General features: G+C 72.0%; 20 protein-coding genes, 1 pseudogene and 1 riboswitch. Of the genes and pseudogenes, 11 read left to right on the forward strand and 10 right to left on the reverse strand.

The features are described 5' to 3' along the window. The first annotated feature begins 46 nt into the window (after positions 1–46). Positions 47–652: a GNAT family N-acetyltransferase gene (locus tag D3A60_RS12205; RefSeq protein ID WP_119718907.1), complete on the forward strand. Its 606-nt coding sequence runs from the start codon at positions 47–49 to the stop codon at positions 650–652. Between the two features lie 45 nt (positions 653–697). Here D3A60_RS12205 and D3A60_RS12210 read toward each other — a convergent pair whose 3' ends face one another. From D3A60_RS12210 to D3A60_RS12220, 3 genes are all read right to left on the reverse strand, one after another. Next, complete coding sequence (locus D3A60_RS12210) at positions 698–1,888, reverse strand: phosphoglycerate kinase (protein ID WP_119719114.1); 1,191 nt, start codon at positions 1,886–1,888, stop codon at positions 698–700. A 100-nt stretch (positions 1,889–1,988) separates the two neighbouring features. Further along, a complete protein-coding gene (locus D3A60_RS12215; protein WP_119718908.1) occupies positions 1,989–3,443 on the reverse strand; it encodes a DUF3999 domain-containing protein in 1,455 nt (484 codons plus the stop codon). Next, positions 3,440–6,190 carry a DUF2339 domain-containing protein gene (locus D3A60_RS12220; RefSeq protein ID WP_119718909.1) on the reverse strand — a complete coding sequence of 917 codons (2,751 nt, stop codon included), beginning with the start codon at positions 6,188–6,190 and terminating at the stop codon, positions 3,440–3,442. The genes D3A60_RS12215 and D3A60_RS12220 overlap by 4 nt, the downstream gene beginning before the upstream one ends. A 116-nt stretch (positions 6,191–6,306) precedes the next feature. Further along, positions 6,307–6,546, forward strand: a riboswitch (cobalamin riboswitch). A gap of 378 nt (positions 6,547–6,924) precedes the next feature. Between D3A60_RS12220 and D3A60_RS12225 the strand changes: the two genes are divergently transcribed. Then, on the forward strand, positions 6,925–9,312 hold the full coding sequence (locus D3A60_RS12225) for a ribonucleoside-diphosphate reductase subunit alpha (protein ID WP_231120511.1): 2,388 nt from the start codon (positions 6,925–6,927) through the stop codon (positions 9,310–9,312). 124 nt (positions 9,313–9,436) lie between these two features. Then, positions 9,437–10,456, forward strand: a complete 1,020-nt coding sequence (locus D3A60_RS12230; RefSeq protein ID WP_119718911.1) for a ribonucleotide-diphosphate reductase subunit beta — start codon at positions 9,437–9,439, stop codon at positions 10,454–10,456. A gap of 315 nt (positions 10,457–10,771) precedes the next feature. On the opposite strand, the gene gap is transcribed toward D3A60_RS12230, so the two are convergent. Beyond that, positions 10,772–11,776: a type I glyceraldehyde-3-phosphate dehydrogenase gene (gene gap / locus D3A60_RS12235; RefSeq protein WP_119718912.1), complete on the reverse strand. Its 1,005-nt coding sequence runs from the start codon at positions 11,774–11,776 to the stop codon at positions 10,772–10,774. 193 nt (positions 11,777–11,969) lie between these two features. On the opposite strand from gap, the gene D3A60_RS12240 reads away from it, so the two are divergent. Both D3A60_RS12240 and D3A60_RS12245 read left to right on the forward strand, forming a co-directional pair. Beyond that, complete coding sequence (locus D3A60_RS12240) at positions 11,970–12,590, forward strand: OmpW/AlkL family protein (protein WP_119718913.1); 621 nt, start codon at positions 11,970–11,972, stop codon at positions 12,588–12,590. Positions 12,591–12,640: 50 nt separating this feature from the next. Continuing rightward, positions 12,641–13,480 carry a S1/P1 nuclease gene (locus D3A60_RS12245; RefSeq protein WP_119718914.1) on the forward strand — a complete coding sequence of 280 codons (840 nt, stop codon included), beginning with the start codon at positions 12,641–12,643 and terminating at the stop codon, positions 13,478–13,480. Between the two features lies 1 nt (position 13,481). Here D3A60_RS12245 and D3A60_RS12250 read toward each other — a convergent pair whose 3' ends face one another. Beyond that, positions 13,482–14,027: a protein tyrosine phosphatase family protein gene (locus D3A60_RS12250; protein ID WP_119718915.1), complete on the reverse strand. Its 546-nt coding sequence runs from the start codon at positions 14,025–14,027 to the stop codon at positions 13,482–13,484. Further along, positions 14,024–14,320, reverse strand: coding sequence for an ArsR/SmtB family transcription factor (locus D3A60_RS12255; RefSeq protein ID WP_119718916.1), 297 nt, complete (start codon positions 14,318–14,320; stop codon positions 14,024–14,026). Before D3A60_RS12255 ends, D3A60_RS12250 begins: the two co-directional genes overlap by 4 nt. Positions 14,321–14,499: 179 nt before the next feature. Here D3A60_RS12255 and D3A60_RS12260 point away from each other — a divergent pair, with 179 nt between their 5' ends. The 4 genes from D3A60_RS12260 (at position 14,500) to D3A60_RS12275 (ending at position 17,030) form a co-directional block, all read left to right on the forward strand. After that, on the forward strand, positions 14,500–15,366 hold the full coding sequence (locus D3A60_RS12260) for an MBL fold metallo-hydrolase (protein WP_119718917.1): 867 nt from the start codon (positions 14,500–14,502) through the stop codon (positions 15,364–15,366). 9 nt (positions 15,367–15,375) lie between these two features. Next, the gene (locus D3A60_RS12265; protein WP_119718918.1) at positions 15,376–15,801 is read left to right on the forward strand and encodes a YeeE/YedE family protein; all 426 of its coding nucleotides are present in this window, start codon (positions 15,376–15,378) and stop codon (positions 15,799–15,801) included. Next, positions 15,798–16,211 carry a YeeE/YedE family protein gene (locus D3A60_RS12270; protein ID WP_119718919.1) on the forward strand — a complete coding sequence of 138 codons (414 nt, stop codon included), beginning with the start codon at positions 15,798–15,800 and terminating at the stop codon, positions 16,209–16,211. The genes D3A60_RS12265 and D3A60_RS12270 overlap by 4 nt, the downstream gene beginning before the upstream one ends. Positions 16,212–16,280: 69 nt before the next feature. Next, a complete protein-coding gene (locus D3A60_RS12275; protein WP_119718920.1) occupies positions 16,281–17,030 on the forward strand; it encodes a sulfite exporter TauE/SafE family protein in 750 nt (249 codons plus the stop codon). A 27-nt stretch (positions 17,031–17,057) separates the two neighbouring features. On the opposite strand, the gene D3A60_RS12280 is transcribed toward D3A60_RS12275, so the two are convergent. From D3A60_RS12280 to D3A60_RS12290, 3 genes and pseudogenes are all read right to left on the reverse strand, one after another. Further along, a complete protein-coding gene (locus D3A60_RS12280; RefSeq protein WP_231120512.1) occupies positions 17,058–18,026 on the reverse strand; it encodes an energy transducer TonB in 969 nt (322 codons plus the stop codon). 6 nt (positions 18,027–18,032) lie between these two features. Continuing rightward, positions 18,033–18,806: pseudogene (locus D3A60_RS12285) on the reverse strand (M56 family metallopeptidase); the annotation flags it as partial. Then, positions 18,793–19,164, reverse strand: coding sequence for a BlaI/MecI/CopY family transcriptional regulator (locus D3A60_RS12290; RefSeq protein ID WP_119718923.1), 372 nt, complete (start codon positions 19,162–19,164; stop codon positions 18,793–18,795). The pseudogene D3A60_RS12285 and the gene D3A60_RS12290, both read right to left, overlap by 14 nt. An 83-nt stretch (positions 19,165–19,247) precedes the next feature. Between D3A60_RS12290 and D3A60_RS12295 the strand changes: the two genes are divergently transcribed. Together D3A60_RS12295 and D3A60_RS12300 are read left to right on the forward strand one after the other, a co-directional pair. Next, positions 19,248–21,197, forward strand: coding sequence for an acetyl-CoA hydrolase/transferase C-terminal domain-containing protein (locus D3A60_RS12295; RefSeq protein WP_119718924.1), 1,950 nt, complete (start codon positions 19,248–19,250; stop codon positions 21,195–21,197). 130 nt (positions 21,198–21,327) lie between these two features. Beyond that, a complete protein-coding gene (locus tag D3A60_RS12300; RefSeq protein WP_157981475.1) occupies positions 21,328–22,023 on the forward strand; it encodes a class I SAM-dependent methyltransferase in 696 nt (231 codons plus the stop codon). A 72-nt stretch (positions 22,024–22,095) separates the two neighbouring features. Here the strand turns inward: D3A60_RS12300 and tkt are convergent, their stop codons facing one another. Then, positions 22,096–24,099 carry a transketolase gene (gene tkt / locus D3A60_RS12305; protein ID WP_119718926.1) on the reverse strand — a complete coding sequence of 668 codons (2,004 nt, stop codon included), beginning with the start codon at positions 24,097–24,099 and terminating at the stop codon, positions 22,096–22,098. Between the last annotated feature and the right edge of the window lie 39 nt (positions 24,100–24,138).

The following is a 24,138-nucleotide window of genomic DNA, read 5'->3' on the forward strand; positions in this document are numbered from 1 at the left end:
AGCACAGGCGTTCCACGGTCACGGACTGCATACGTATTCTGTGCCGATGGACGCATCGACCCTCGCCAGACCCGCGTTTCCGCCTGCGCTCGAAGGCGCGCGCGTGCGCTTGCGCGCGCACCGCGACGACGACCTCGACGACCTGCACGCGGTGCATTCGGACCCGGCGGTGATGCGCTTCTGGAGCACGCCGGCGTGGACCGACGTCGATCGCACCCGGGAACGGCTGGCCGTTGCGCAGGCCGGCAACGACCCGGATGCGTACCTGGCCTGGGCGATCGCAGACCGCGACGACGACCGCCTGCTCGGCGGCGTCACCGTGTTCCGCATCGATCGCGCGCAGGGGCGCGCCGAAGTCGGCTACGCGCTGCGATCGTCGGCGTGGGGACGCGGCCATGCGCAGGAGGCGCTGCGGCTGGCGCTCGCGTATGTGTTCGCATTGCTGGCACTGCGCCGGATCGAGGCCGACATCGACCCGCGCAATCTCGCGTCGTGCCGGCTGGTCGAGCGCCTCGGGTTCGTGCGCGAGGGGCTGCTGCGCGAGCGCTGGTGCGTGGCCGGCGAACTGCAGGACACCGCGCTGTACGGACTGCTGGCGCGGGACTTCATCGACGCGCCGCCTGCTTCGCGGCCGCGCACCGCGCTCGACTGAGCGCGGGCGCGGCGGGGCGCTCGCCCCGCGTCCGGAGCGGTCAGATCAGCCGGCGCGCGCCTTCAGCGCGGTGACCGCCGGCAGCTCCTTGCCTTCGAGGAACTCGAGGAACGCGCCGCCGCCGGTGGAGATGTACGAGACGTCGCGCTCGATGCCGTACTTGTCGACCGCGGCCAGCGTATCGCCGCCGCCGGCGATCGAGAACGCCTTCGACGCGGCGATCGCGCGGGCCAGCGCCTCGGTGCCCTTGCCGAACGCGTCGAACTCGAACACGCCGACCGGGCCGTTCCACACCACCGTGCCGGCGCCGCGGATCATCTCGGCGTAGCGCGCCGCAGTCTCCGGGCCGATGTCGAGGATCATGTCCCCGGCGTCGACCGCATCGACCGCTTTGACCGTCGCCGGCGCGTCGGCCTTGAACTCCGGCGCGACGACGACGTCGGTCGGCACCGGGATCTCGGCGCCGCGCGCCTTCGCGTCGGCCATGATCGTGCGCGCGGTGTCGAGCAGGTCGGCTTCGACCAGCGACTTGCCGACGTTGTGGCCCATCGCGGCGATGAACGTGTTGGCGATGCCGCCGCCGACGATCAGCTGGTCGACCTTGCCGACCAGCGACTGCAGCAGTTCGAGCTTGGTCGAGACCTTGCTGCCGGCGACGATCGCCAGCAGCGGCCGCGCCGGGTGGTCGAGCGCCTTGCCGAGCGCGTCGAGCTCGGCCATCAGCAGCGGGCCGCCCGCGGCGACCTTCGCGTGGCGGATCACGCCGTGGGTCGACGCCTGCGCGCGGTGCGCGGTGCCGAACGCGTCCATGACGAACACGTCGCACAGCGCGGCGTACTGCTTCGCGAGCGCTTCGTCGTCCGTGCCCTCGCCGACGTTCATGCGGCAGTTCTCGAGCAGCACCAGCTGGCCGGGCTGCACGTCCACGCCGGCGACCCAGTCCTTGACCAGCGGCACGTCGATGCCAAGCAGCTCGGACAGGCGCGCGGCCACCGGCGCGAGCGAATCGGCCTGGCTCCAGCTGCCTTCCTTCGGCCGGCCCAGGTGCGACATCACCATCACCGCCGCGCCCTTCTCCAGCGCCAGCGACAGGGTCGGCAGCGCGGCGATGATCCGCTGCTCCGAGGTGATCCGCGCCGGCTGGCCGTCGACGTGCTCGACCGGCACGTTGAGGTCTTCGCGGATCAGCACGCGCTTGCCGGCGAGGTCGAGGTCGGACATGCGGACGATGGACACGGGGGCCTCCAGGGGCATCGGGACGGGCGCGGGCGCCGAGCCCGCTATTGTCGCGGGCCGGCGCGGCGATGGGAACCGCGCCGCCGGCGCGGCGCGCGCGTCAGGCCGAGGGATTGCGGTCGGCCGGCTCGGGCGCCGCAGTGTCATCCACCGCGCGATCGCTCGCGGCATCGGCGGCATCGGCCGAATAGGCCGGGCGCGACACCCGCAGCAGCGTCAGCGCGAACGCGGCGACCACGAGTGCGCCGAGCGCGAGCACGCCCCACAGCAGCCAGGCCTTCCAGTCGCGCCGCGGCGAACGCGCGGCATCGCCGGCCAGCGGCTCCGTTCGCCCGAGGTATGCGGTGGTCGGCTGCCACTCGGCGCCGCGCTGCCGGCGGATCGCGGTGACCAGGTGCGGCAGCGGCGCGTCGGCCCGCGCCGCGTGCGCGCTGCCGGCCACCAGCGTGTACGGCCCGGCGCCCTGGGCGACGAACACGACGACCTCGGGCCGGTAGCCCGCGCGCAGCCGCGGCGTGCCGTCGACGCTGCCGACCGTGCCGAGCCGCCAGTAGCGGTCGCGCACGACGGCGCCGAGCGCCCGCGCCGGCGAACGCCCGCCGTCGCCGTCGATCCGGTACGCGACCCACGGCGCGCTGCGCGGGCGCCAGTCGGCGTCCGCATCGTCCCGGCTCTCCAGCCGCCACTCGCCGGCGTGGTAGCCGTCGAGCGCAAGGTCGATCTGCTCGATCGGGAAACGCCCGCCGAGGTCGAACTCGAACGTCGTGCGCCCGTCGGCTTCCTGACGGCGCCCGTCCAGCGTCAGCCACGCCGTGGGCGCGGCGCCGACCGCGGACGCGAGTTCGGCCTGCACCGAGGTGATCTCGAACGCCTGGTCGAGGCGGTCCGGCACCAGCCGCAGGTAGCGCGCGCGCTGGTAGTGCGGCAGCAGCCCGTACAGCGCGACGCGTCGTTGCACCAGCCGCTGGGTTTCGCGGGTCAGGTCGACCAGCCGGCCGCGCGCGGCGAGCGGCTGCCAGCGGTCGAGGTCGTCGCTTGCCTCCACGCGCAGGCCGACGTCGAGCTCGTCGACCGGCTTCCACGTCAGGTACAGCGCGGTCACCGCCTCGCGCACGCGGCTGAGGTCGATCAGCACCGCGGTGCGCGGCGCGGTCGCCGCGGCCGGGTCGGTCACCTGCACGTCGACGCGGCGCAGGTGGCCGTCGGCATCGGCCTGCGTCGACAGCCGCCAGCCGCTGGACGGCGAAGGCGCGACGGCCGGCAGCGGGTACCACGGCAGCGCGATGCGCGGCGCCGGCCGCGCGACCGCGTTGTCCGGCGCGAACAGCGCCGTCGGCACGCTGCGGCCGTCGCCGTTGAGCACGTCGAGGTCGCGTATGTCGGCGCGGCCGACCTGGCGGTAGACCGCCTCATCGAGCACGACGCGGTACGCGCCGTCGCCGTCGCGGCCGAGCGTCAGCGGCCACTGCGCGGCGTAGTCGTCGCGCGGCGCGGCGGTGGCGGCGAGCGGGCCGAGCAGCAGGCCCAGCAGCACTGGCATGGTCAAACGCGTCATCGCGCCTGCTCCGGTTCGAGGGGGCCGAGGTCGGGGTCGCGCGGCGGCTGCGGCGCGAAGTAGCCCACGACCGCGCACAGCGCGCCGTAGGCGAGGAACGAAACGATGCCGGTCAGGTTGCCCAGGTGCTGGCGGTCGACCAGCACCAGCTTGACCAGCACGACGCCCATCAGCACCGCGCCGGCCAGCCACAGCCCGCGCTGGCCGCGGCGCGAGCCGACGATCCAGCCGACGACGCCGAGCACGCTCCACACGACTGTCAGGCTGGTCTGCACGAGGTTCGAGCCGAGCATGCCGGCGCCCCACGGCACGTCGCCCCAGTGGTGGCAGGCGCGCAGCGTCGCGGCGGTGATCGACGCGAACCCGGCGAAGGCGAGCAGCGGCACGCGCCGCGCGCGCAGCCCGTCGGGCGCGCGGTCCGACGCGAGCCACGCCTCCAGCACGCCGAGCGCGGCGAGCTGCCACAGCTCGAGCGGATTGAGCACGCTGACCCACGGCAGCGGCGCGCTGCCGCCGAGCGCGGCGAGGCTGACCGCGCCGAGCGCGACCAGCACCGCGGCCGTCGCGCCCTGCGCGCTGTCGCGCCACGCGTCGAAGCGCGCGCCGAACGGCATCGCCAGCGTACCCGGCCGCCGGTGCAGCAGCGCCGCGACGGCCAGCGTCGGCAAGGCGGCCGCGGCGAATCGCCATCCGTCACCGAGGCCCGCGACGCGCGCGGTTTCGTACGCGGCGAGGGACAGCGCCATCGTCCACGACGCCAGCCAGCCAACGTGTGCGGCGCCGCTGGCCTCGTCGTCGCGCGCGGCCAGCCGGCGCAGGGCCAGCACGCCGAACAGCGCGTACGCCGCCCAGGCGGCCCAGCCAAGGCCCGCGAACGGCTGCGCATGCGCCGCGTCCTGCCACCACGCCAGCGGCACGGCCGCCCACAGCGCGGCCGCAACCGTCCACGCCAGCGCGCGCGCCTCTACTCGGCGCAGCGCTTCCGCCGCGAGCCAGCCGGTCGCGGCCGACCACGCCAGCACCGCGTCGGCGCGCGCGTCGATTGCCACGAAACGCTCGATCTCGCCCAGTCCGCCGCGGGCCCACCATGCCAGGCCCCACGCATAGAACAGCGCCGCCGCGGCGGTGGAGCCGGCGCGGTGGAAGCTCCACGCGCTGGCCAGCGCGGCGACCGCGATTAGCAGCGCGCCCATGAAGGCGCCATTGGCGATCGGCGCGCTGCCGGCGTCGCCGCTGCCGAACACGAACGCCAGCGCCGCGGCGAGCTGCAGCACGACGCCGGCGAACACCTGCAGCGCGCGCTGCTGGCGCAGGCCGAGCCACACCAGCCCGGCGCCTTCGAGCGCGAACACGCAGGCGGTCGCGCTGGCCGACAGCGCCAACGGCACCGCGAGCGTCGCGAAGCCGACCGCCAGCACCGCGTACGGCGCAACCAGCGCGGCCAAGTGCTCGTATCGCCGCAGGGCGGCGGCGAGCAGCGCGTAGATCGCGCCCAGCGCCAGCGCGCAGTACGCCAGCGGCAGCCGCTCACCGTCGAGCAGCGCGGCCTGCAGCGCGAACGCGACCAGCGGCGTGCCGAACAGCAGGCAGCCGTCGATCGCGTCGCGCCGCGCGGCGCCGCGACGGCGCGCGAATAGGATCGGGATCGCCAGGTACAGCGCGAAGAACAGCAGCAGGAACGGCTGCGTCGTCGCGTAATCGTCCGGCCGGTAGCGCAGCACGCCCCACGCGGTGCCGATCGCGAAGGTGAACACGAAGCCGAGCACGTTCAGCAGCCGCCACGGGCGCCACCACGCGATCGCCGCGATCGCGACGTTGAGCACCGCGTAGTACCCGAACAGCGCGACGTGGTTGCCCTGCCCGGTCGACAGCCAGATCGGCGCGAGGAAGCCGGCCAGCACCGCGAACACGGCCAGCGCCAGCGCGTTCTGCAGCACCGCCAGCACGCCCATGCCGGCGACCAGCGCCACGCTCAGCGCGAACGCGGCGCCGGCGGGCAGCAGGCCGTACAGCCGGAACGCGGCGAACACCACCAGCAGCAGCACGCCGATCGCGCCGCCCTGCAGCGCGAGGCCGAACGGCCGGCGCGCCTCGCGCTGGCGCCAGCCGAACACGAGCCCGCCGATCGCGGCGAGCGCGACCGCGCCCAACCGCAGCTCGATCGGCAGCGACAGCAGGCCGGCGTCGGTGGCGAACTTCAGCAGCGCCGCCACGCCGGCCAGCAGCACCAGCACGCCGACCTTGACCGGCAGGTTGCCTTCGGTGAACCAGCGCCGGGCGGCGCGGAAGGCGAGGTCGAACGGGTTCGGCGGCGGCGGGCGGCGTGCGTACGCGGGCGCGGCGCGCGGCGGCAGCGGCAGCGGCGGCGGCACCGGTGGCGCCGCGGCGTCCAGCGCGGCATCGGTCGCGGCGGGTGGCGCACCCGCGGACGCGCCGTCGAACACCGCGCGCGCCGGGTCGGTGGCGGCGCGCGGCGACGCCGGCGGGTTGCCGGCGGCGGGGGGTGGCGCGGCCACCGTGGGCGCCGCGGCGCGCGCGCGCATCCAGTCCTGCAGCGTCGGCTCGCTGTCGGCCAAGGGGGCGGGCTCGGCGGCTGCGGCCGGCGATGCACGCGAGGCCAAACCGGCGACCTGCGCCTCCAGCGCCGCGACCCGGCGTCGCAGGCCAGCGACCATCACCAGCGCGATCACCAGCAGCACCGGCACGGCCAACAGGGCCAGCACCAGCAATCCGATCAGTCCCGACATCCCCGTCCCCGGCACCCCTGTCCTGCGCGCACGTTACACCAGCACCGCGGCGGCCGTTCAGCGACGGGCGTCGCCGAATGAAACCTACATTTCGTGTTGACGCACTCCATCCACCCCACTATGTTGTGGCAGTCGGTGCCGGCCTCGCGGTCGGCTTAAAAGGGAAGTCCGGTGCGGCGCGGCCAGTCAGGCCGATCCAATTCCGGCACTGCCCCGCAGCGGTAAGTGGAAACGACCGCCGTCACATGCACTGGGGCCCCGCGCCCTGGGAAGCGACGGCCAGTAGGCGATGCGGTGCGCACGGCGCACGCGTCCGGTCCACGAGTCCGAAGACCTGCCGACAGCCGCGCGAAGCACACCGCGCGGTGACCGGCCAGCGAGTCCTCGGGGGAGGACGGTCGGTGTCGCACGGCGCCGGCCACTCAGTCGCCGCGGCGGGCCGTCTCGGCCTGCGCGACACCCGCACCCCACCCTCCGGATTCCGCGCCCGCGGGGGCGTGGCGGTGCCGTCGGCGCGATGCCTTTCGCGCGCCGCCGGTGCATCCGCGTTCCCGTGCGTCGTCCCCGAGGGAGGGGCGGCGAACGTGCGCCATGCACTGGAGACCGCCATGACCGTTCCGTCCGACGTCGACCTCGTCGAGCCCGTCGCCGCATCCGCTGCCGACGCCGCCGCAGCCACCCCCGCTCCGCCCGCCCCCGGCTTCGCGCTGACGCCGCCGGCGACCAGCCTGACGATGACCGTGACCAAGCGCAGCGGCCGGCGCGAGCCGGTCGACCTCAACAAGATCGTGCGCGCGGTCCAGCGCAACGCCGAGGGCCTGTACGCGGTCGACCCGATGCGCGTGGCGACGCGCACGATCTCCGGCCTGTACGACGGCGCCAGCACGTGCGAGCTCGACGAGCTGTCGATCCGCACCGCCGCGCTGCTGACTGCCGAGGAGCCCGAGTACGGGCGACTGGCGGCGCGATTGCTCGCGCAGGTGATCGAGAAGGAGGTCGCCGGGCAGGAGATCCACGCGTTCTCGCAGTCGGTGCAACGCGGCGTCGACGCCGGCCTGATCAACGACCGCCTGCTGGCGTTCGTGCAGGCGCACGCGCGCAAGCTCAACGACGCGATCGACCCGGCGCTGGACCAGCGCTTCGACTACTTCGGCCTGCGCACGCTGTACGACCGCTACCTGCTGCGCCACCCGACCGCGCGCACGGTGATCGAGACGCCGCAGCAGTTCTTCCTGCGCATCGCCTGCGCGCTAAGCGAGGACGTCGGCGACGCGCTGGCGCTGTACCGGCGCATGGCGCAGCTGGACTACCTGCCGTCGTCGCCGACGCTGTTCAACGCCGGCACGACGCACGAGCAGCTGTCGAGCTGCTTCCTGCTCGACTCGCCCGAGGACTCGCTCGAGAGCATCTACCGGCGCTACATGGACGTGGCCAAGCTGAGCAAGTTCAGCGGCGGCATCGGCCTGAGCTACACCCGCATCCGCTCGCGCGGCTCGCTGATCCGCAGCACCAACGGCCTGAGCAACGGCATCGTGCCGTGGCTGAAGACGCTCGACGCCTCGGTCGCCGCGGTCAACCAGGGCGGCAAGCGCAAGGGCGCGGCCTGCGTGTACCTGGAGCCGTGGCACGCCGACGTCGAGGAGTTCCTCGAGCTGCGCGACAACACCGGCGACGAGGCGCGGCGCACGCACAACCTCAACCTCGCCAACTGGATCCCGGACGAGTTCATGCGCCGGGTCGAGGCCGACGGCGACTGGTCGCTGTTCGACCCGCACCGGGTGCCGCAGCTGACCGACCTGTGGGGCGACGCGTTTGACCGCGCCTACCGCGCCGCGGAAGCCGCCGGCCTGGCCGTTCGAACCGTCAAGGCGCGCGAGCTGTACGCGCGGATGATGCGCAGCCTCGCGCAGACCGGTAACGGCTGGATGAACTTCAAGGACAAGTCCAACCGCTCGTGCAATCAGACCCTGCGCGACGGCAACGTCGTGCACCTGTCGAACCTGTGCACCGAGATCCTCGAGGTCACCTCGCAGGACGAGACCGCGGTGTGCAACCTCGGTTCGATCAACCTGTCGCACCACGTCGAGCTGTTCGCCGACGGCCCCGTGCACGGGGACGCGGGACGGGCGTCGATCGGCCGCTTCGACTTCGACCGGCTGGCCGAAACCGTGCGACTTGCGGTGCGCCAGCTCGACCGCGTGATCGACCTGAACTACTACCCGATCGAGACCGCGCGAAACGCCAATCTGAAGTGGCGCCCGGTCGGGCTCGGCGTGATGGGCCTGCAGGACGTGTTCTTCAAGCTGCGCCTGCCGTTCGATTCCGACGCCGCGCGCACGCTGTCGCGCGAGATCGCCGAGGCGGTCTATTTCCACGCGCTGTCGGCGTCGAACGAGCTGGCCATCGAACGCGGCGCGCATCCTGCGTTCGCCGACACCCGCGCGTCCGTGGGCGAGCTGCAGTTCGACGCGTGGGGCGTGGCGCCGTCGCAGCCGGAGCGCTGGGACGCGCTGCGCGTGCGGATCCGCGAACGCGGGCTGCGCAACTCGCTGCTGATCGCGATCGCGCCGACCGCGACGATCGCGTCGATCGCCGGCTGCTACGAGTGCATCGAGCCGCAGGTGTCGAACCTGTTCAAGCGCGAGACGCTGTCGGGCGACTTCCTCGTCGTCAACCGCTACCTGGTCGAGGAGCTCAAGGCGCTGGGCCTGTGGACCGCCGAGCTGCGCGACGCGGTCAAGCTGGCCGAGGGCTCGATCCAGGGGTTGGCGCAGATCCCCGAGTCGCTGCGGCAGGTCTACCGCACCGCGTGGGAGCTGCCGATGCGCTCGCTGATCGACATGGCCGCCGAGCGCGGCGCGTTCATCGACCAGAGCCAGTCGCTCAACCTGTTCATCGAGAGCCCGAACATCGGCCAGCTGTCGTCGATGTACATGTACGCGTGGAAGCAGGGGCTCAAGACCACCTACTACCTGCGCTCGCGCCCGGCCACGAAGATCGCCAAGGCCACCGTGTCGGCCGGCGCGATGCAGGAGCCGCGCACTGCGTATGCAGACACCGCGTCGGCCGAGTCGATCGCCTGCTCGCTGGAAAACCCCGAAAGCTGCGAGGCGTGCCAGTAGGCGCGCACCGCACCACACCGCCTCCCTTCCCTTCAGCCGGCCGGCGCGACCGCGGTCCGCTTCCTCCCCCGCCGACCGCGACCGCCGCCCGCGCTGAAGGGCGGGCCCCACCGAGACCCGAACGATGACCGACCCCGCCGCGCCCCGCCTGCTCGACCCCGGCTTCGACCTGACCCTGCGGCCGATGCGCTACCCGCAGTTCTACGAGATGTACCGCGACGCCGTGCGCAACACCTGGACGGTCGAGGAGGTCGACTTCGCGCTCGACGTCAACGACCTCAAGCACAAGCTCGGCCCGGCGGAGCGCCACCTGATCGAGCGGCTGGTCGCGTTCTTCGCCACCGGCGACTCGATCGTGTCAAACAACCTGGTGCTGAACCTGTACCAGCACATCAACGCGCCGGAAGCGCGCATGTACCTGTCGCGCCAGCTGTACGAGGAGGCGCTGCACGTGCAGTTCTACCTGACCCTGCTCGACACCTACCTGCCCGACCCGGTCGCGCGCGCCAAGGCGTTCGCCGCGATCGAGAACATCCCGTCGATCCGCGCCAAGGCCGCGTTCTGCTTCCGGTGGATGGACTCGATCCAGTCGCTGCAGCGGCTGGGCACGCGCGACGACCGCCGGCGATTCCTGCTGAACCTGGTCTGCTTCGCGTGCTGCATCGAGGGCCTGTTCTTCTTCGCCGCGTTCGCCTACGTCTACTACCTGCGCTCGCGCGGGCTGCTGCACGGGCTGGCGTCCGGTACCAACTGGGTGTTCCGCGACGAGAGCGGGCACATGGCGTTCGCGTTCGAGGTGATCCGCACCGCGCGCAGCGAGGAGCCGGACCTGTTCGACGCCGACCTGCAGGCACAGGTCGTGCGCATGCTCGAGGACGCGGTCGAGTGCGAGATGGCGTTCGCCGAGGACGTGCTGTCGGGCGGGGTGGCCGGCCTGTCGACCCGCGACATGCGCCAGTACCTGCAGTACGTCGCCGACCAGCGGCTCGCCCAACTCGGCCTGCCGCGGCACTTCGGCGCCAGCAACCCGTTCGCCTTCATGGACCTGCAGGACGTGCAGGAGGTCACCAACTTCTTCGAGCGCCGCGTGTCGGCATACCAGGTCGGCGTGCAGGGCGAGGTCGCGTTCGACGCGGCGTTCTGACGCGCCGCGAAACGACGGATTGCGCGGCGCGCGGCAAGGCGCGTCGCGCAGGGTTGCCCGGCGCGCCGATGCGCGTGGGCAATGGAATGGGTGGCAGGACGCCGCCCAGGGATGGCCGGAGCGCCATCGGCCGCGACCGGAGCGTCGCGGCGGTCACGGCAGGACGCCACAGGGGACGGCACGACGCCGTCGACAATGGCGACACGGACGTCGCCGACTTCGATCTTTCGTTGTCCTGGCGCGCGCCGGGCGACTGACCCAGACGACGAAGCCCCGGCGAACCGGGGCTTCGTAGGGGTGCGCGGTGGCGGCGGCTTACTTGGCCGCGACGACCTTGACCATCTCGAGGCACTTGTTCGAGTAGCCCCACTCGTTGTCGTACCAGCTGACGATCTTGACGAAGGTGCCGTCGAGCGCGATGCCAGCCTCGGCATCGAAGATCGACGTGCGCGCGTCGCCGCGGAAGTCGGTCGCCACGACCTTGTCCTCGGTGTAGCCGAGCACGCCCTTCATCGCGCCCTCGGACTGCGCCTTCATCTCGGCGCAGATTTCGGCGTAGGTCGCCGGCTTCTCCAGCTCGACGGTCAGGTCGACCACCGACACGTCCGAGGTCGGCACGCGGAACGCCATGCCGGTCAGCTTGCCCTTCAGCTCGGGCAGCACCACGCCGACGGCCTTGGCTGCGCCGGTGCTGGACGGGATGATGTTCTCGAGGATGCCGCGGCCGCCGCGCCAGTCCTTGTTGGACGGGCCGTCGACGGTCTTCTGCGTCGCCGTCGCGGCGTGCACCGTGGTCATCAGGCCGCGCTTGATGCCCCACTTGTCGTGCAGCACCTTGGCGATCGGCGCCAGGCAGTTGGTCGTGCACGAGGCGTTCGAGACGATCGCCTGGCCGGCGTAGGTCTTGCAGTTGACGCCGTGCACGAACATCGGCGTGTCGTCCTTCGACGGCGCCGACAGCACGACCTTCTTCGCGCCGGCATCGAGGTGCTTCTGCGCGGTGGCCTTGTCGAGGAACAGGCCGGTCGATTCGATGACGACTTCGGCGCCGACCTCGTCCCACTTCAGGTTGGCCGGGTCGCGCTCCTGGGTCAGGCGGATCTTCTTGCCGTTGACGATCAGGGTGTTGCCGTCGACCGAGACGTCGCCCTGGAAGCGGCCGTGCACGGAGTCGTAGCGCAGCATGTAGGCGAGGTAGTCGGGCTCGAGCAGGTCGTTGATCGCGACGATCTCGATCTCGTCGGCGAAATTCTGCACGGCGGCGCGCAGCACGTTGCGGCCGATGCGGCCGAAGCCGTTGATGCCAACCTTGATCGCCATTGCGTGGGGCTCCTGTCCTGAAGGGCGGTGGATGCGAAACGTGGATCCCCATTCTACCAGCGCGGCGCCGGCCGCCCGGACGGCGGCCACCTGCGGACGCCGCTGCACGCGGCCACCCGCGGCGTCTTGATCGCGGTCAAGCCGCGCATTCAGCCGCTGCCCAAACTGGCGCCATCTTCCGAGGAGCACCGCCATGTCCACCCTGATCCGCCTGGCGCTCGCCGCCAGCCTCGCCGCCGCCGCACTGCCCGCCGCCGCCCAGTCGCAGGGTGACTGGACCGTCGCGATCGGCGCACACCAGGTCGACCCGAAGTCCGGCAACGGCCGCCTCGCCGGCGGCACGCTCGCGGTCGACGTCGGCGGCGACGCCCGTCCGACGGTCATGGCCGAGTACTTCATCCGCGACGGCCTCGGGATCGAACTGCTCGCGGCGCTGCCGTTCGAGCACGACATCGCCGTCGCCGGGCTCGGTGAGGTCGGATCGACCCGCCACCTGCCACCGACCGTGTCGCTGCAGTACCACTTCAACCACGCCGGTGCGGTGTCGCCGTTCGTGGGCGCGGGCGTCAACTACACGACCTTCTTCAAGGAGGAGAAGCGCGGCGCGCTGGCCGGCAGCCGGCTGGCGCTGGACGACTCGTGGGGCGCGGCGCTGCACGCCGGTGTCGACGTCCGCGTCGGCGAACGCGGGGCAATCCGCGTGGACGCGCGCTGGATCGACATCGACACCGACGTCTCGCTGGACGGCGCCGGCCTCGGCACCGTGGAGATCGATCCGCTGGCCTACGGCGCGACGTACGTCTGGCGGTTCTGAGCGCCCGGCCGCGGCGGCGCGGGCGCGGGGCGGTCCGCTAGACTGTCGGCATGAACCGGATCGCCCTCGCCTGCCTCGTCGCCCTCCTCGTCCTGCTGCCCGCGCGCGTCGACGCGTGGGGCGCGCTCGGCCACCGCCTCGTCGGCGATCTGGCCGAGCGCCACCTCGATCCCGCCGCGCGCGCGCAGGTGCAGGAGCTGCTCGCCGGCGAGAAGGAGCCGACGCTGGCCGGCGTCGCCAACTGGGCCGACGAACTGCGCAGCAGCAGCCCCGAGGCGTTCCGCCGCACCTCGCGCTGGCATTACGTCAAGACCGAGCCGGGCACCTGCCGCGTGCAGGCCGACCAGTGCGAAGGCGGCGAGTGCGTCGTCGGCGCGATCAACGCGCAGCGCGCGATCCTCGCCGACCGCGCCCAGCCGATCGAAGCGCGTCGCGACGCGCTGAAGTTCCTGGTCCACTTCGTCGGCGACGTGCACCAGCCGTTCCACGCCAACAGCACCGACGACCGCGGCGGCAACAGCTACCAGATCAGCCTGCGCACGCCGATCGAGCCGGAGGCCTACGCGCGCAGCCGCTACGTCGACGGCGTGATGGGCACCAACCTGCACTCGATCTGGGACTACTACGTGCTAGTGTCGCTGGGCCTCGACGTGCCGCGCTACGCGCGCAAGCTCGATGCGCTGCCGTGGCCGCCGCAGACGACGCCGCTGAGCGCGGCCGACGCCTGGGCCGCGGAGTCGTGCCGGCTGATCCCGGGTCGCAAGCTGTACCCGGACGGGCACAAGCTCGACCACGGCTACCTCGACCAGCACCGCCCGCTGGCCGAGCAGCGCGTGCGCCAGGCCGCGTACCGGCTGGCGCAGCTGCTCAACGAGACCCTCGCGCGCTGAGTCACTCGCTGGCGGGCTGCGCCAGCACCTCGCGCACGCGCGGCTCCGCGCCGGTCAGGCCGGCCGCGCGGCCGAACTCGATGGCCGCGTCCACCGCCATGTCTCCGCTGTCGGCGGCCGCGAGCGCCAGCAGCGCGCCGACCCGGTTGCCCGATGCGCAATGCACGATCACCGTGCCGTCGGCCGCGTCGATCAGGCGCTTGAGTTCGCGCGCTTTCTCGAACGTGATGTCGGCCGGCCCGGCCACCGGCAGGCTTGCATAGCGCAGCCCGGCCGCGCGCACTTCGCCGGCTTCGTCACGCCCGGCCATTTCGGCATCGGGTCGCAGGTTGATGACCGTGGTGACGCCGCGGGCCGCAAGCGCATTCCACTCGCCGGCGTCCGGCTGCGCGCCGGTCAGCAGGCCCGCGCGCGGCGCGCGCAGGGGCGTGGCCGTCGCTGCCGGCGCGGCGGCGGCCTCGGCGCGGGCGTCATGGGCAGCGGTGGACGTGGCGCCGGTCGCGGCGAGCGCACCGGCGATCAGGCCGGCCGACAGCGGGGTCTTCATGGGGTGCTCCTCAAGTCATGGCAGTAGATGTCGTGCAGGGTGGCCATCAGCGGCTGCACCGGCCCCGGCGCGAGCGCGTAGAAGACCTGGACTCCCTCCCGCCGCGCGCTGACCAGTCCGGCCTCGCGCAGCACCGCCAGGTGCTGGGACAGGGCCGACTGCGACAGCGGCACGCGCGCGAGCAGCTCGCCGACGCCGAGCTCGCCCTCGACCAGGTGGCACAGCACCAGCAGACGGTGCTCGTTGCCGAGCGAGCGCAGCAGCGCCGCGGCCTCGGCGGCATGCGCCTGCATCGCCTTGAGCGGGGCGGCCGGTCGCTTCGGCGGGGTTGCGTTCGTACGAAGGGGGGCGACGGGCGTCACGGCGATCCGGCTCCAGCGGCGGCGCGGGACTGCGCCGTGGCGCCATTGTATTAGACTTGTCTTAATTAGCAATAGCTAATATTATCCCGCCGTCCCAACCGGAGCGCGTCATGACGCCGACCGTCCACCCGTTCTTCCACGCCGACAGCAACACCTGGAGCTACGTCGTCGCCGACCCGGCCTCGGGTGCGGCGGCCGTGATCGACCCGGTGCTCGACTTCGACCCCAAGGCCGCGCGCACCTCGACCACCTCGGCGCAGGCGCTGGTCGACTTCGTCGCCGAACGGGGGCTGGACGTGCGGTGGATCCTCGAGACCCACGCGCACGCCGATCACCTGAGCGCCGGCGCGTGGCTCAAGGCCCGCTGGCCCCACGCGACCCTGGCGATCGGCGAAGGCATCCGCGCGGTGCAGAAGACCTTCCGGCCGATCTTCAACCTCGGCGAGCACTTCCCCGTCGACGGTTCCCAGTTCGATCGCCTGTTCGCCGACGGCGACAGGTTCGCGCTCGGCAGCGTCCAGGCGCGCGTGATCGCCGTGCCCGGCCACACCAGCGACAGCAACGCGTACCTCATCGGCGATGCGCTGTTCACCGGCGACTCGCTGTTCATGCCCGACGGCGGCACCGCGCGCTGCGATTTCCCCGGCGGCGACGCGGCCACCCTGTTCCGCTCGATCCGCCGGCTGTTCGCCGAGCTGCCCGACGACACGCGCGTGTTCGTCTGCCACGACTACGGTCCGGGCGGGCGCGACGTGGCGTGCGAGACCACGATCGGCGAACAGAAGCGCAGCAACATCCACGTGCGCGACGGCACCAGCCAGGCGCAGTTCGTCGAGATGCGCGACGCGCGCGACGCGACGCTGCCGATGCCGGTGCTGATCCTGCCGGCGGTGCAGGTCAACATCCGCGCCGGCGAACTGCCGCCGCCCGACGCCAATGGCGTGCGCTACCTCAAGCTCCCCATCGACCAGCTGTAGGCGACTCCAATGCCCACCGACTTCACCCCGATTCCCGCCCTGCTCGGCGGCGCGCTGATTGGCCTGGCGGCCGTGGTGCTGCTGTGGTCGATCGGCCGCATCGCCGGGATCAGCGGTATCGCCAACCATGCGATTGAGCAGCGCGACGGACGCGACTGGCGGATCGCCTTCCTGCTCGGGCTGGTGGTGGCCGCAGGCCTCTGGTTCACCGTCTCGGGCGCGACGCCGCGCAGCGGGTTCCCGATGCCGTGGCTGGTCGCCGGCGGGCTGCTGGTCGGTTTCGGCACGCGGCTGGGCAGCGGCTGCACGAGCGGGCACGGCATCTGCGGGCTGGCGCGGCTGTCGAAGCGCTCGCTGGTCGCGGTGGCGACGTTCATGGGCGCCGGCGTCGCGACGGTCTACGTGCTGCGCCACGCGATCGGGGTGATGGCATGAACCGCGCGCTGTACGCGGCGCTCGCCGGTGCGCTGTTCGGGCTCGGACTCGCCGTGTCCGGGATGACCGATCCGGACAAGGTGCTGAACTTCCTCGACGTCGCCGGCCGCTGGGACCCGTCGCTCGCGATGGTGATGGGCGGCGCGCTCGCGGTGACCCTGCCCGGCTACGCCTGGGTGCGGCGGCGCGGCCGGGCGGTCTGCGGCGACGCGCTGCAGCTGCCGTCGGCGACCCGGGTCGACGCGCGTCTCGTCATCGGCAGCGCGCTGTTCGGCATCGGCTGGGGCGTCGCCGGGTACTGCCCCGGGCCGGCGCTGGCCAACCTCGCGCATGGCAGCGCGGAAGCCGTCGTGTTCGTCGCGGCGATGCTCGCCGGCTCGCAGCTGGCGCGACGCACCGTCGCGCGCTGACCCGCGGGTCGCACGCTGACGCACCGGTCGCGCGGACGCGAGCGCGCGCGTTGCCGCTAGCATCGCGGCATGACCGACACCGTCCTGCTGCTCGCCCTGGCCTTCTTCGCGGTCGCCGCGCTGTATTCGTCGGTCGGCCACGCCGGCGCCAGCGGCTACATCGCCGCGATGGCGCTGCTCGGACTCGCGCCCGAGCAGATCCGCCCCACCGCGCTGGTGCTCAACCTGCTCGTCGGCGGCATCGGCCTGCTGCGCTTCTGGCGCGGTGGCCACGTGCGCTGGCGCAACGTGCTGCCGTTCGTGCTCGCCTCGGCGCCGGCGGCGTTCTTCGCCGCGCAGGTGCAGCTGCCCAAGCAGGGCTATTCGGTCCTGCTCGGGCTGGTGCTGGTGGTGGCGGCGATCGGCGTGTTCCGCCACGCCGCGCGCGCCGAACGCGAGGACCGCGACGCCGAAGGCCGCCGCGTCCCGTGGGCGCCGGGGCTGCTGGTCGGCGCCGTCATCGGCGTGCTGTCGGGCCTGACCGGCACCGGCGGGGCGATCTTCCTGACCCCGCTGCTGCTGTTCGCGCACTGGATGCCGACGCGCGAGGCCAGCGGCACGTCGGTCGCGTTCGTCTGGATCAACTCGCTGACCGCGCTGGCCGGCCTGCTGCGCGCGGACATCGCCCTGCCCGACGCGCTGCCGGTCTGGCTCTCCGCGGTCGCGCTGGGCGCCGTGCTCGGCACCCAGCTCGGCCTCGCATGGCTGCCGGCGCGGCGCCTGCGCCAGACGCTGGGCGTGGTGCTGCTGATCGCGGCGGGCAAGCTGCTGTTCGCTTGAGTCGGCGCCACCAGCGCAGGCCGCAGGTCAACGCGCCCGTTCGCTCCGACGGACTCCGCACTTTGTCGCGGACTCGTCGAACACCGAACCGACGAAACGGTCGCACTCGAAGCTCTGGACCTTGGCTTCGGCAGGCTCAAGCGCGATCCAGTCGAAGGCCGCATCAGACGCACCCGTGCCCGACGATGTACGGCCCGCTGGCTCGGATGCATCGCGCGGCGGGGGACGGTCAGGCCGGAACTCGATCGGCACACTCACGCGTCCAGGCACGGCCTTGCCGTTCTCGACGTTTGGCTTGAAGCGCCATCGACGCGCGGCGTCCATCGCTGCCTGGTCGAACACGCCCCTCGGTTCCGACGAGGCCACTTCCATCGCCGTGGCGCGGCCTTGGGCATCGAGGTCGACAAGCAGGACGACCTTGCCCCCGATGCGCTCCCGCAGCGCCTTGCCGGGGTACACGGGCGTCTCGCCTTCCCAGGGCACCGAGGTCGACGCGCGCGCGTCCTCGTCCGAGGCTTGTGCCGGGGGCGCTGGCTCACTTGCGAACACCTCAAAGCCCGCTCGCACGCCGGCAAAGCCTTCTTGCAGACCTTCGCCGATCGCGATCTGCGCCTGCTTGCCATTCTCGACCACGAGCCGCGGCTGCGCGGCAGTCCCGTTGTCGCGCTCCAGCCGAACGTCGATCTGGGACCGTGTCGCATCCAGCGGCGTCACCGTAACAAAGGCGGTGCCACGTCCGGCCCCGTCTTCGAACACGAACGGGAATGCAACCCGCGGCGTCATGGCCTGGAGGAACCGTTGCCGATCCCCGTCATCGACTTGGAGCCAAATGTCGACCGCGACGCGGCCGGTTCCAGACAACGCCCGCGCCGCAGCGTTGGGCGACGCGGCCGGTTGAGCGGCCCACGCGACCATGGCAGTGGCTGCGAGCGCGATACAGATGCCGGTGCCGCCGGCGAACCGGCGAGTGAGGGAGAAGCTGGGCAGTTTCAGCATTTCGATTCGCTCCTTGAGTGGGTGGCCTTCGCCCCAGCGGCACCCCAGCGGCAGCGGTTGCCCCGCCAGCTGAGCCTTCAACATCGCCTCGCCGTAGGCGCGGCGCGCGTTCGGGTGGCGCGCGACCACGCGGCGGTCGCAGGCAAGCTCTTAGTCGTGACGAAAGCGGCTCGCGGCATACGGCAGCAGCGGGTTGAACCAATGCACGCACGACAGCGCCGCCCAAGCCGCGTTGGCAAGGAGATCGCCACCCGCGATGTGGGCACGCTCATGTGCGCGCATCAGCGTGCGCTCCACTGGGTCGAAGCCACTGTCGAAATCCAAGGGCACCACGATTCGCGGGCGTATCACGCCGATCACGGCTGGCAGCCCGACGCGAGCCTGCGCCATGAAGGTGCCGTCCTCCCGGCGCCTCATGGTGCCCAACGCGCGAATGAAACGGCGCTGGTGCAGCGCCATCCGCGCGAACGTTGCCCCGGCGCCGGCGAGCCACGCGACCACCCAGAGAGTGGAGGAATCCGCCAACGGCGACTGTTCGGCGTCGAACACCTGCATCGACACGCGCGCCAGGCGCGTCGGCTGCAACTGGACGACTGCCTCGCGGGCAGGCGGCAGCACGACCGCGAGCATCGCAGCAACCGGCAACAGCCACAGGGCATACCCGATACCTGCGCCAAAACCCCTTCGCGTCGGCACCCGCAGCGCCAGCACGGCGAGCATGGCCGCGGTGGAGGCGACCGCCGTTTCGAGCAGGATCCCGAGGATCTCAGCGGGCGCCATCGTCGAGCTCTTCCAGCAGCTTGCGCAGCTCGGCCACGTCCTTGCGGCTCAACTTGTGGTGCTGGCTGAAGTGCGCGACCAAGGGGGCCACGCGGCCGTCGAACAAGCGCGCCAACAGTCCCTGGCTTTCCTGCTGGACCCACGCCTCGCGTTTGAGCACGGGCGCGTACAGGTACCGGCGTCCGTCCTTGGTCGCCCGGATGGCGCCCTTGTTCAACAGCCGGTTGAGCAGCGTCTTGATGGTGGCCTCCTGCCAGCGCTGGGCGTCGCCGACGGCCCGTACGACCTCCTCGGCGGCCATGGGGCTGTGCGCCCAGAGCACTTCCATCACGACGGATTCGGCTTCGGTAATCTTCATCGTTTACGCCCGTAATCTGATTCGAATTTACACCTGTAATCGACGCTGTCAAGACCCCTCGGACCCTGGTGCGATACTGCGCCATGGTCCAGCTCCCGCCCACCGAATCCCTCGACGCCGCCGTCGACGCCGTCCTGGCCCGCGTGCCGGGGCCGCTGCACATAGGCGCGCCGCTCGGTCTCGGCAAGCCGCATCGGCTGCTCAATTCGCTGTACGCGCGCATCGCCGGCGAGCCGTCGCGCTCGATGCACCTGTACACGGCGCTGTCGCTGGATCCTCCCTCCGCCGGCAAGGGGCTTGAAGCGCGCTTCCTGGGCCCGTTCGTCGCCCGCCATTTCGGAGTCGACTTCCCGCGGCTGGCCTACGTGCAGGCGCTGCGTCGCGACGCGCTGCCGCCAAACATCGCGGTCGAGGAGTTCTACCTGCAGTCCGGCGCGATGCTGTCGTCGACGCAGGCCCAGCGCCACTACGCCAGCCTGAACTACACGCACGTCGCGCGCGCGCTGGCCGACCGCGGCGTCAACGTCATCGTGCAGAAGGTCGCGCGCGAGCCCGACGTGGCGCCGGGACGCACTGCGCGCCTGTCGCTGTCGTGCAACACCGATCTCACCTTCGATGCCTTGGACGCGCTCGCCGCCGCCGGCCGCCCGCGGCCGCTGCTGGTCGCCGAGGTCGACCCGGAACTGCCGTGGATCGGCGGCGGCGCGGCGGTCGACGCGGACTTCTTCGACCTCGTCGTGTCGCCAACGGGGCCGCACCCGAAACTGTTCGGCCTGCCGCGCCAGCCGGTCAACGACGTCGACTACGCGATCGGCTTCCACGCCAGCACCCTGGTCCGCGATGGCGGCACGCTGCAGATCGGGATCGGCGCGCTGGCCGACGCGCTGTGCCACGCCCTGGCGCTGCGGCACATCGAGAACGACGCATACCGGCGTGTCCTGCATGCGCTGCGCTCGCCGGCGGCGGACTCGCCCGGGCTGGGGCCGTTCGTCGAAGGCCTGTACGGCTGCAGCGAGATGATCAACGAGGGCTTCCGCCGACTGGTCCAGGCCGGTGTCATCCGGCGCAAGGTGGTCGACGACGTCGCGCTGATGCAGCGCCTCGTCGACGGCAGCGCCGATGCCGACGACCGCGCCCGCCTCGCGCGCGAAGGCGAGTTCCTGCACGGCGCGTTCTACCTTGGCTCGCCGGAGTTCTACGGCTGGCTGCGCGACCTGGCACCGGACGTGCGCGCCGCGATCGGGATGAAGCGCGTCGGCGAGGTCAACGAGCTGTACGGCGGCAACGAAGCGCTCGAGCGCCTGCAGCGCCGGCACGCGCGCTTCTTCAACACCTGCATGATGGCGACCGCGCTCGGCGCCGCGGTGTCCGACGCGCTCGACGACGGCCGCGTGGTGTCCGGCGTCGGCGGCCAGTACAACTTCGTGGCGATGGCGCACGCCCTGCCGGACGCGCGCAGCGTGCTGATGCTGCGGTCGACGCGCGAGAGCGGCGGCACGGCGCGCTCGAACATCGTGTGGAGCTACGGCCACACGACGATTCCCCGCCATCTGCGCGACGTGTACCTGACCGAGTACGGCATTGCCGACGTGCACGGCCGCAGCGACGAGGACTGCGTGGTGGCGATGGCGTCGGTCGCCGACGCGCGCTTCCAGGCCGCGCTGCTGGAGCGGGCGCGCGCGAACGGCAAGCTGCGCGACGGTTTCGCGGCCCCGGCGGAGTGGTCGTCGAACACGCCCGATGCGCTGGCCTCGGCGCTGGCGCCGCTGCGCGCCGACGGGACCCTGCCCGACTATCCGCTGGGCAGCGACTTCACCGCGGTCGAGCAGCGGCTGGTCAACGCGCTGGGCTGGCTGAAGGCGCGCACCGCCACCCGCGGCGGCAAGCTGCGCACGGTGCTGAAGGCGCTCGCCGACGGCGGCCCGTTCGACCCGGAGGCGACCGCGCGCATGGACCTGGCCGCGCCGCGCGGGCTGGCGGCCCGGCTCGAGGCCCGGCTGCTGGCGCTGGCGCTGCGCGCGACCGCTCGCTGAGGCGGGCCGACCGCGCTCCGCCCGCGCACGCCGACGCGTCCGGCCGTGCTCGCCGATCCGGGAGGGCGGAAGCGCTGACCGGTTGCCTATACTCGTCGGCGCCGAGAAACCACGCTGGGGAGCGCGCCGGATGTCCGCCGATACTGTGTACCGCCACTTCTATCGCACGCTGCGGCTGGGCGCGGCCGAGCTCAGCGACGGGGGCGGCCCGTTCGGCTTCGACATCACCACCGCGCTCGAATTCGACTACCTGATCGAGCGCTACCAGTGCGACGCGATCATCGAAACCGGCTGCAATGCGGGCGACACCACCGAGTACCTCGCGCGCACCTACCCGCACCTCACCATCGTCACCTGCGACGTCGTCGACCGCTACGTGGAGCTCGCCCGCCGGCGCGTCGGCTTCATGCCGCACACCCACGTCGAGAAGATCGACTCGCCCGAGCTGATCGCCAAGTTCCGCGACCAGTTCCGCTGCCCGCTGTACTACCTAGACGCCCACTGGTACGACGCCTGGCCGCTGGAGCGCGAGCTGTCGCTGATCGAGAACGGCGTCGTGTGCGTGGACGATTTCAACATCGGCCACCCGCGGTTCGGCTTCGACAAGTACAACGACATGGAGTGCGGGCCGGAGATGCTGGGCCGGTTCGTCGACAAGATCCCGCACTACTACACCAACAACCCCGACGCGCAGCACGAACTTCCGTGCCTGCAGCCGGGCCGTCGCGGGGGCAAGGCCTACTTCGCGATCGGGCAGCAGCACGACCACCTTCGGCACCACCGCTACTTCACCCGCTTCGAGACGCCGCGGCCGGTGACCGCCTGACGCGCCGCGTCCCGTGGCAGACAGCGAAACGGCGCCCTCGGGCGCCGTTTCGGTTGCCGTCGACCGCGTCGATCAGCCCAGCGCGCGTGCCGCCTCGACGACCTTGTCGACGGTGAAGCCGAAGTGCGGGAACAGGTGCTCGGCCGGCGCGCTGGCGCCGAACGTGTCGATGCCGATCACCGCGCCGTCGAGGCCGACGTACTTGCGCCAGAAGTCCGACACGCCGGCTTCGATCGCCACGCGCCGGCGGCACGCGTTCGGCAGCACCGACTCGCGGTAGGCGGCGTCCTGGCGGTCGAACACGTCGCTCGACGGCATCGACACCACGCGCACGCCGTCGCCGAGCTGCTCCGCCGCCTGCATCGCCAGGCCGACTTCCGAGCCGGTCGCGATCAGGATCACCTGCGGCGCGCCGACCGAATCCTTGAGCACGTAGCCGCCGCGCGCGATGTCGGCGACCTGCTGCGCGCTGCGCGGCTGGTGCGGCAGGTTCTGGCGCGAGAACACCAGGCAGCTGGGGCCGTCGGCGCGGGTGATCGCGGCCTTCCACGACACCGCCGACTCAACGGCGTCGCACGGACGCCACACGTCGTTGCCGGGGATGTAGCGCAGCGAGGCCATGTGCTCGACCGGCTGGTGGGTCGGGCCGTCCTCGCCCAGGCCGATCGAGTCGTGCGTGTAGACGTGGATCGCGTGCGCGCCCATCAGCGCGCTCATGCGCACCGCGTTGCGCGCGTAGTCGCTGAACACCAGGAACGTCGCGTCGTACGGAATGAACCCGCCGTGCAGGTTCAGGCCGTTGCTGATCGCGGTCATCGCGAATTCGCGCACGCCGAAATAGATGTAGTTGGCGTTGGGGTCGTCGGTGGCGACCGACTTGCTGCCCTTCCACAGGGTCAGGTTCGAGTGCGCCAGGTCGGCCGAACCGCCGACCAGCTCCGGCAGCAGCGGCGCGAACGCCTCGATCGCCATCTGCGAGGCCTTGCGCGACGCGACGACCGGGCCCTCGGCCTGCAGCCTGGCGATGTACGCGTCGGCGTCGGCGATGAAGTTCGCCGGCAGTTCGGCGTGCGAGCGGCGCACCAGCTCCTCGGCCAGCTGCGGGTACTGCTGCGCGTACGCGTCGAAGCGCTGGTTCCACTGGTGCTCGCGCACCTGCCCTGCATTGGTGGCGCGCCAGCCGTCGGCGATCGCCTGCGGGACCTCGAACGGGCCGTGGGTCCAGCCGAGCGCCGCGCGCGTGGCGGCGACCTCGTCCTTGCCCAGCGGCGCGCCGTGCGACGACTCCTTGCCGGCCTTGGCCGGCGAGCCGAAGCCGATCGTCGTGCGGCAGCAGATCAGGGTCGGCCGGTCGGTGGACTTCAGCGCGGTCTCGATCGCCGTCTTGATCTCGACGTCGTCATGGCCGTCGACGCCGCGGATCACGTTCCAGCCGTAGGCCTCGAAGCGCGCCGGGGTGTCGTCGGTGAACCAGCCGTCGGTGTTGCCGTCGATCGAGATCTTGTTGTCGTCCCAGAACGCGACCAGCTTGTGCAGGCCCCAGGTGCCGGCCAGCGACGCGGCTTCGTGCGAGATGCCCTCCATCAGGCAGCCGTCGCCCATGAACACCCAGGTGCGGTGGTCGACGACCTCGTGCTCGGGCCGGTTGAAGCGCTGCGCGAGCAGCTTCTCGGCCAGCGCCATGCCGACGGCGTTGGCGAAGCCCTGGCCGAGCGGACCGGTGGTGGTCTCGACGCCCGGGGTGTGGGTGTTCTCCGGGTGGCCGGCGGTCTTGCTGCCGAGCTGGCGGAAGTTCTTCAGCTCCTCGATCGGCAGGTCGTAGCCGGACAGGTGCAGCAGCGCGTAGTGCAGCATCGAGCCGTGGCCGTTGGACAGCACGAAGCGGTCGCGGTTGAACCACTTCGGGTTGGCCGGGCTGTGGCTGTAGTAGTCGTTCCACAGCACCTCGGCGATGTCCGCCATGCCCATCGGCATGCCCGGGTGGCCGGAGTTGGCCGCCTGCACCGCGTCGATGGCGAGGAAGCGGATGGCGTTGGCGAGCTCGCGGCGCGCGGGCGTATCGAGGGCAGGCGTCATGGCGTCGTGCTGGGTCCGGGGAGGCGGCGGGAGGCCCGC

Origin of the sequence: Cognatilysobacter tabacisoli (genome assembly GCF_003586305.1) — a bacterium.
In the GTDB taxonomy this organism is placed as follows: Bacteria; Pseudomonadota; Gammaproteobacteria; order Xanthomonadales; family Xanthomonadaceae; genus Cognatilysobacter_A; species Cognatilysobacter_A tabacisoli.

What these genes read in the sequence shown, in the direction of transcription:
- D3A60_RS12225 (WP_231120511.1), top strand. Translation starts at nt 6,925, where the DNA reads ATGACCGTGACCAAGCGCAGCGGCCGGCGCGAGCCGGTCGACCTCAAC.
- D3A60_RS12265 (WP_119718918.1), top strand. Translation starts at nt 15,376, where the DNA reads ATGCCCACCGACTTCACCCCGATTCCCGCCCTGCTCGGCGGCGCGCTG.
- gap (WP_119718912.1), bottom strand. Translation starts at nt 11,776, where the DNA reads ATGGCGATCAAGGTTGGCATCAACGGCTTCGGCCGCATCGGCCGCAAC.
- D3A60_RS12245 (WP_119718914.1), top strand. Translation starts at nt 12,641, where the DNA reads ATGAACCGGATCGCCCTCGCCTGCCTCGTCGCCCTCCTCGTCCTGCTG.
- D3A60_RS12240 (WP_119718913.1), top strand. Translation starts at nt 11,970, where the DNA reads ATGTCCACCCTGATCCGCCTGGCGCTCGCCGCCAGCCTCGCCGCCGCC.
- tkt (WP_119718926.1), bottom strand. Translation starts at nt 24,099, where the DNA reads ATGACGCCTGCCCTCGATACGCCCGCGCGCCGCGAGCTCGCCAACGCC.
- D3A60_RS12270 (WP_119718919.1), top strand. Translation starts at nt 15,798, where the DNA reads ATGAACCGCGCGCTGTACGCGGCGCTCGCCGGTGCGCTGTTCGGGCTC.
- D3A60_RS12260 (WP_119718917.1), top strand. Translation starts at nt 14,500, where the DNA reads ATGACGCCGACCGTCCACCCGTTCTTCCACGCCGACAGCAACACCTGG.
- D3A60_RS12275 (WP_119718920.1), top strand. Translation starts at nt 16,281, where the DNA reads ATGACCGACACCGTCCTGCTGCTCGCCCTGGCCTTCTTCGCGGTCGCC.
- D3A60_RS12280 (WP_231120512.1), bottom strand. Translation starts at nt 18,026, where the DNA reads ATGCTGAAACTGCCCAGCTTCTCCCTCACTCGCCGGTTCGCCGGCGGC.
- D3A60_RS12205 (WP_119718907.1), top strand. Translation starts at nt 47, where the DNA reads ATGGACGCATCGACCCTCGCCAGACCCGCGTTTCCGCCTGCGCTCGAA.
- D3A60_RS12220 (WP_119718909.1), bottom strand. Translation starts at nt 6,190, where the DNA reads ATGTCGGGACTGATCGGATTGCTGGTGCTGGCCCTGTTGGCCGTGCCG.
- D3A60_RS12230 (WP_119718911.1), top strand. Translation starts at nt 9,437, where the DNA reads ATGACCGACCCCGCCGCGCCCCGCCTGCTCGACCCCGGCTTCGACCTG.
- D3A60_RS12215 (WP_119718908.1), bottom strand. Translation starts at nt 3,443, where the DNA reads ATGACGCGTTTGACCATGCCAGTGCTGCTGGGCCTGCTGCTCGGCCCG.
- D3A60_RS12300 (WP_157981475.1), top strand. Translation starts at nt 21,328, where the DNA reads ATGTCCGCCGATACTGTGTACCGCCACTTCTATCGCACGCTGCGGCTG.
- D3A60_RS12250 (WP_119718915.1), bottom strand. Translation starts at nt 14,027, where the DNA reads ATGAAGACCCCGCTGTCGGCCGGCCTGATCGCCGGTGCGCTCGCCGCG.
- D3A60_RS12255 (WP_119718916.1), bottom strand. Translation starts at nt 14,320, where the DNA reads ATGCAGGCGCATGCCGCCGAGGCCGCGGCGCTGCTGCGCTCGCTCGGC.
- D3A60_RS12290 (WP_119718923.1), bottom strand. Translation starts at nt 19,164, where the DNA reads ATGAAGATTACCGAAGCCGAATCCGTCGTGATGGAAGTGCTCTGGGCG.
- D3A60_RS12295 (WP_119718924.1), top strand. Translation starts at nt 19,248, where the DNA reads ATGGTCCAGCTCCCGCCCACCGAATCCCTCGACGCCGCCGTCGACGCC.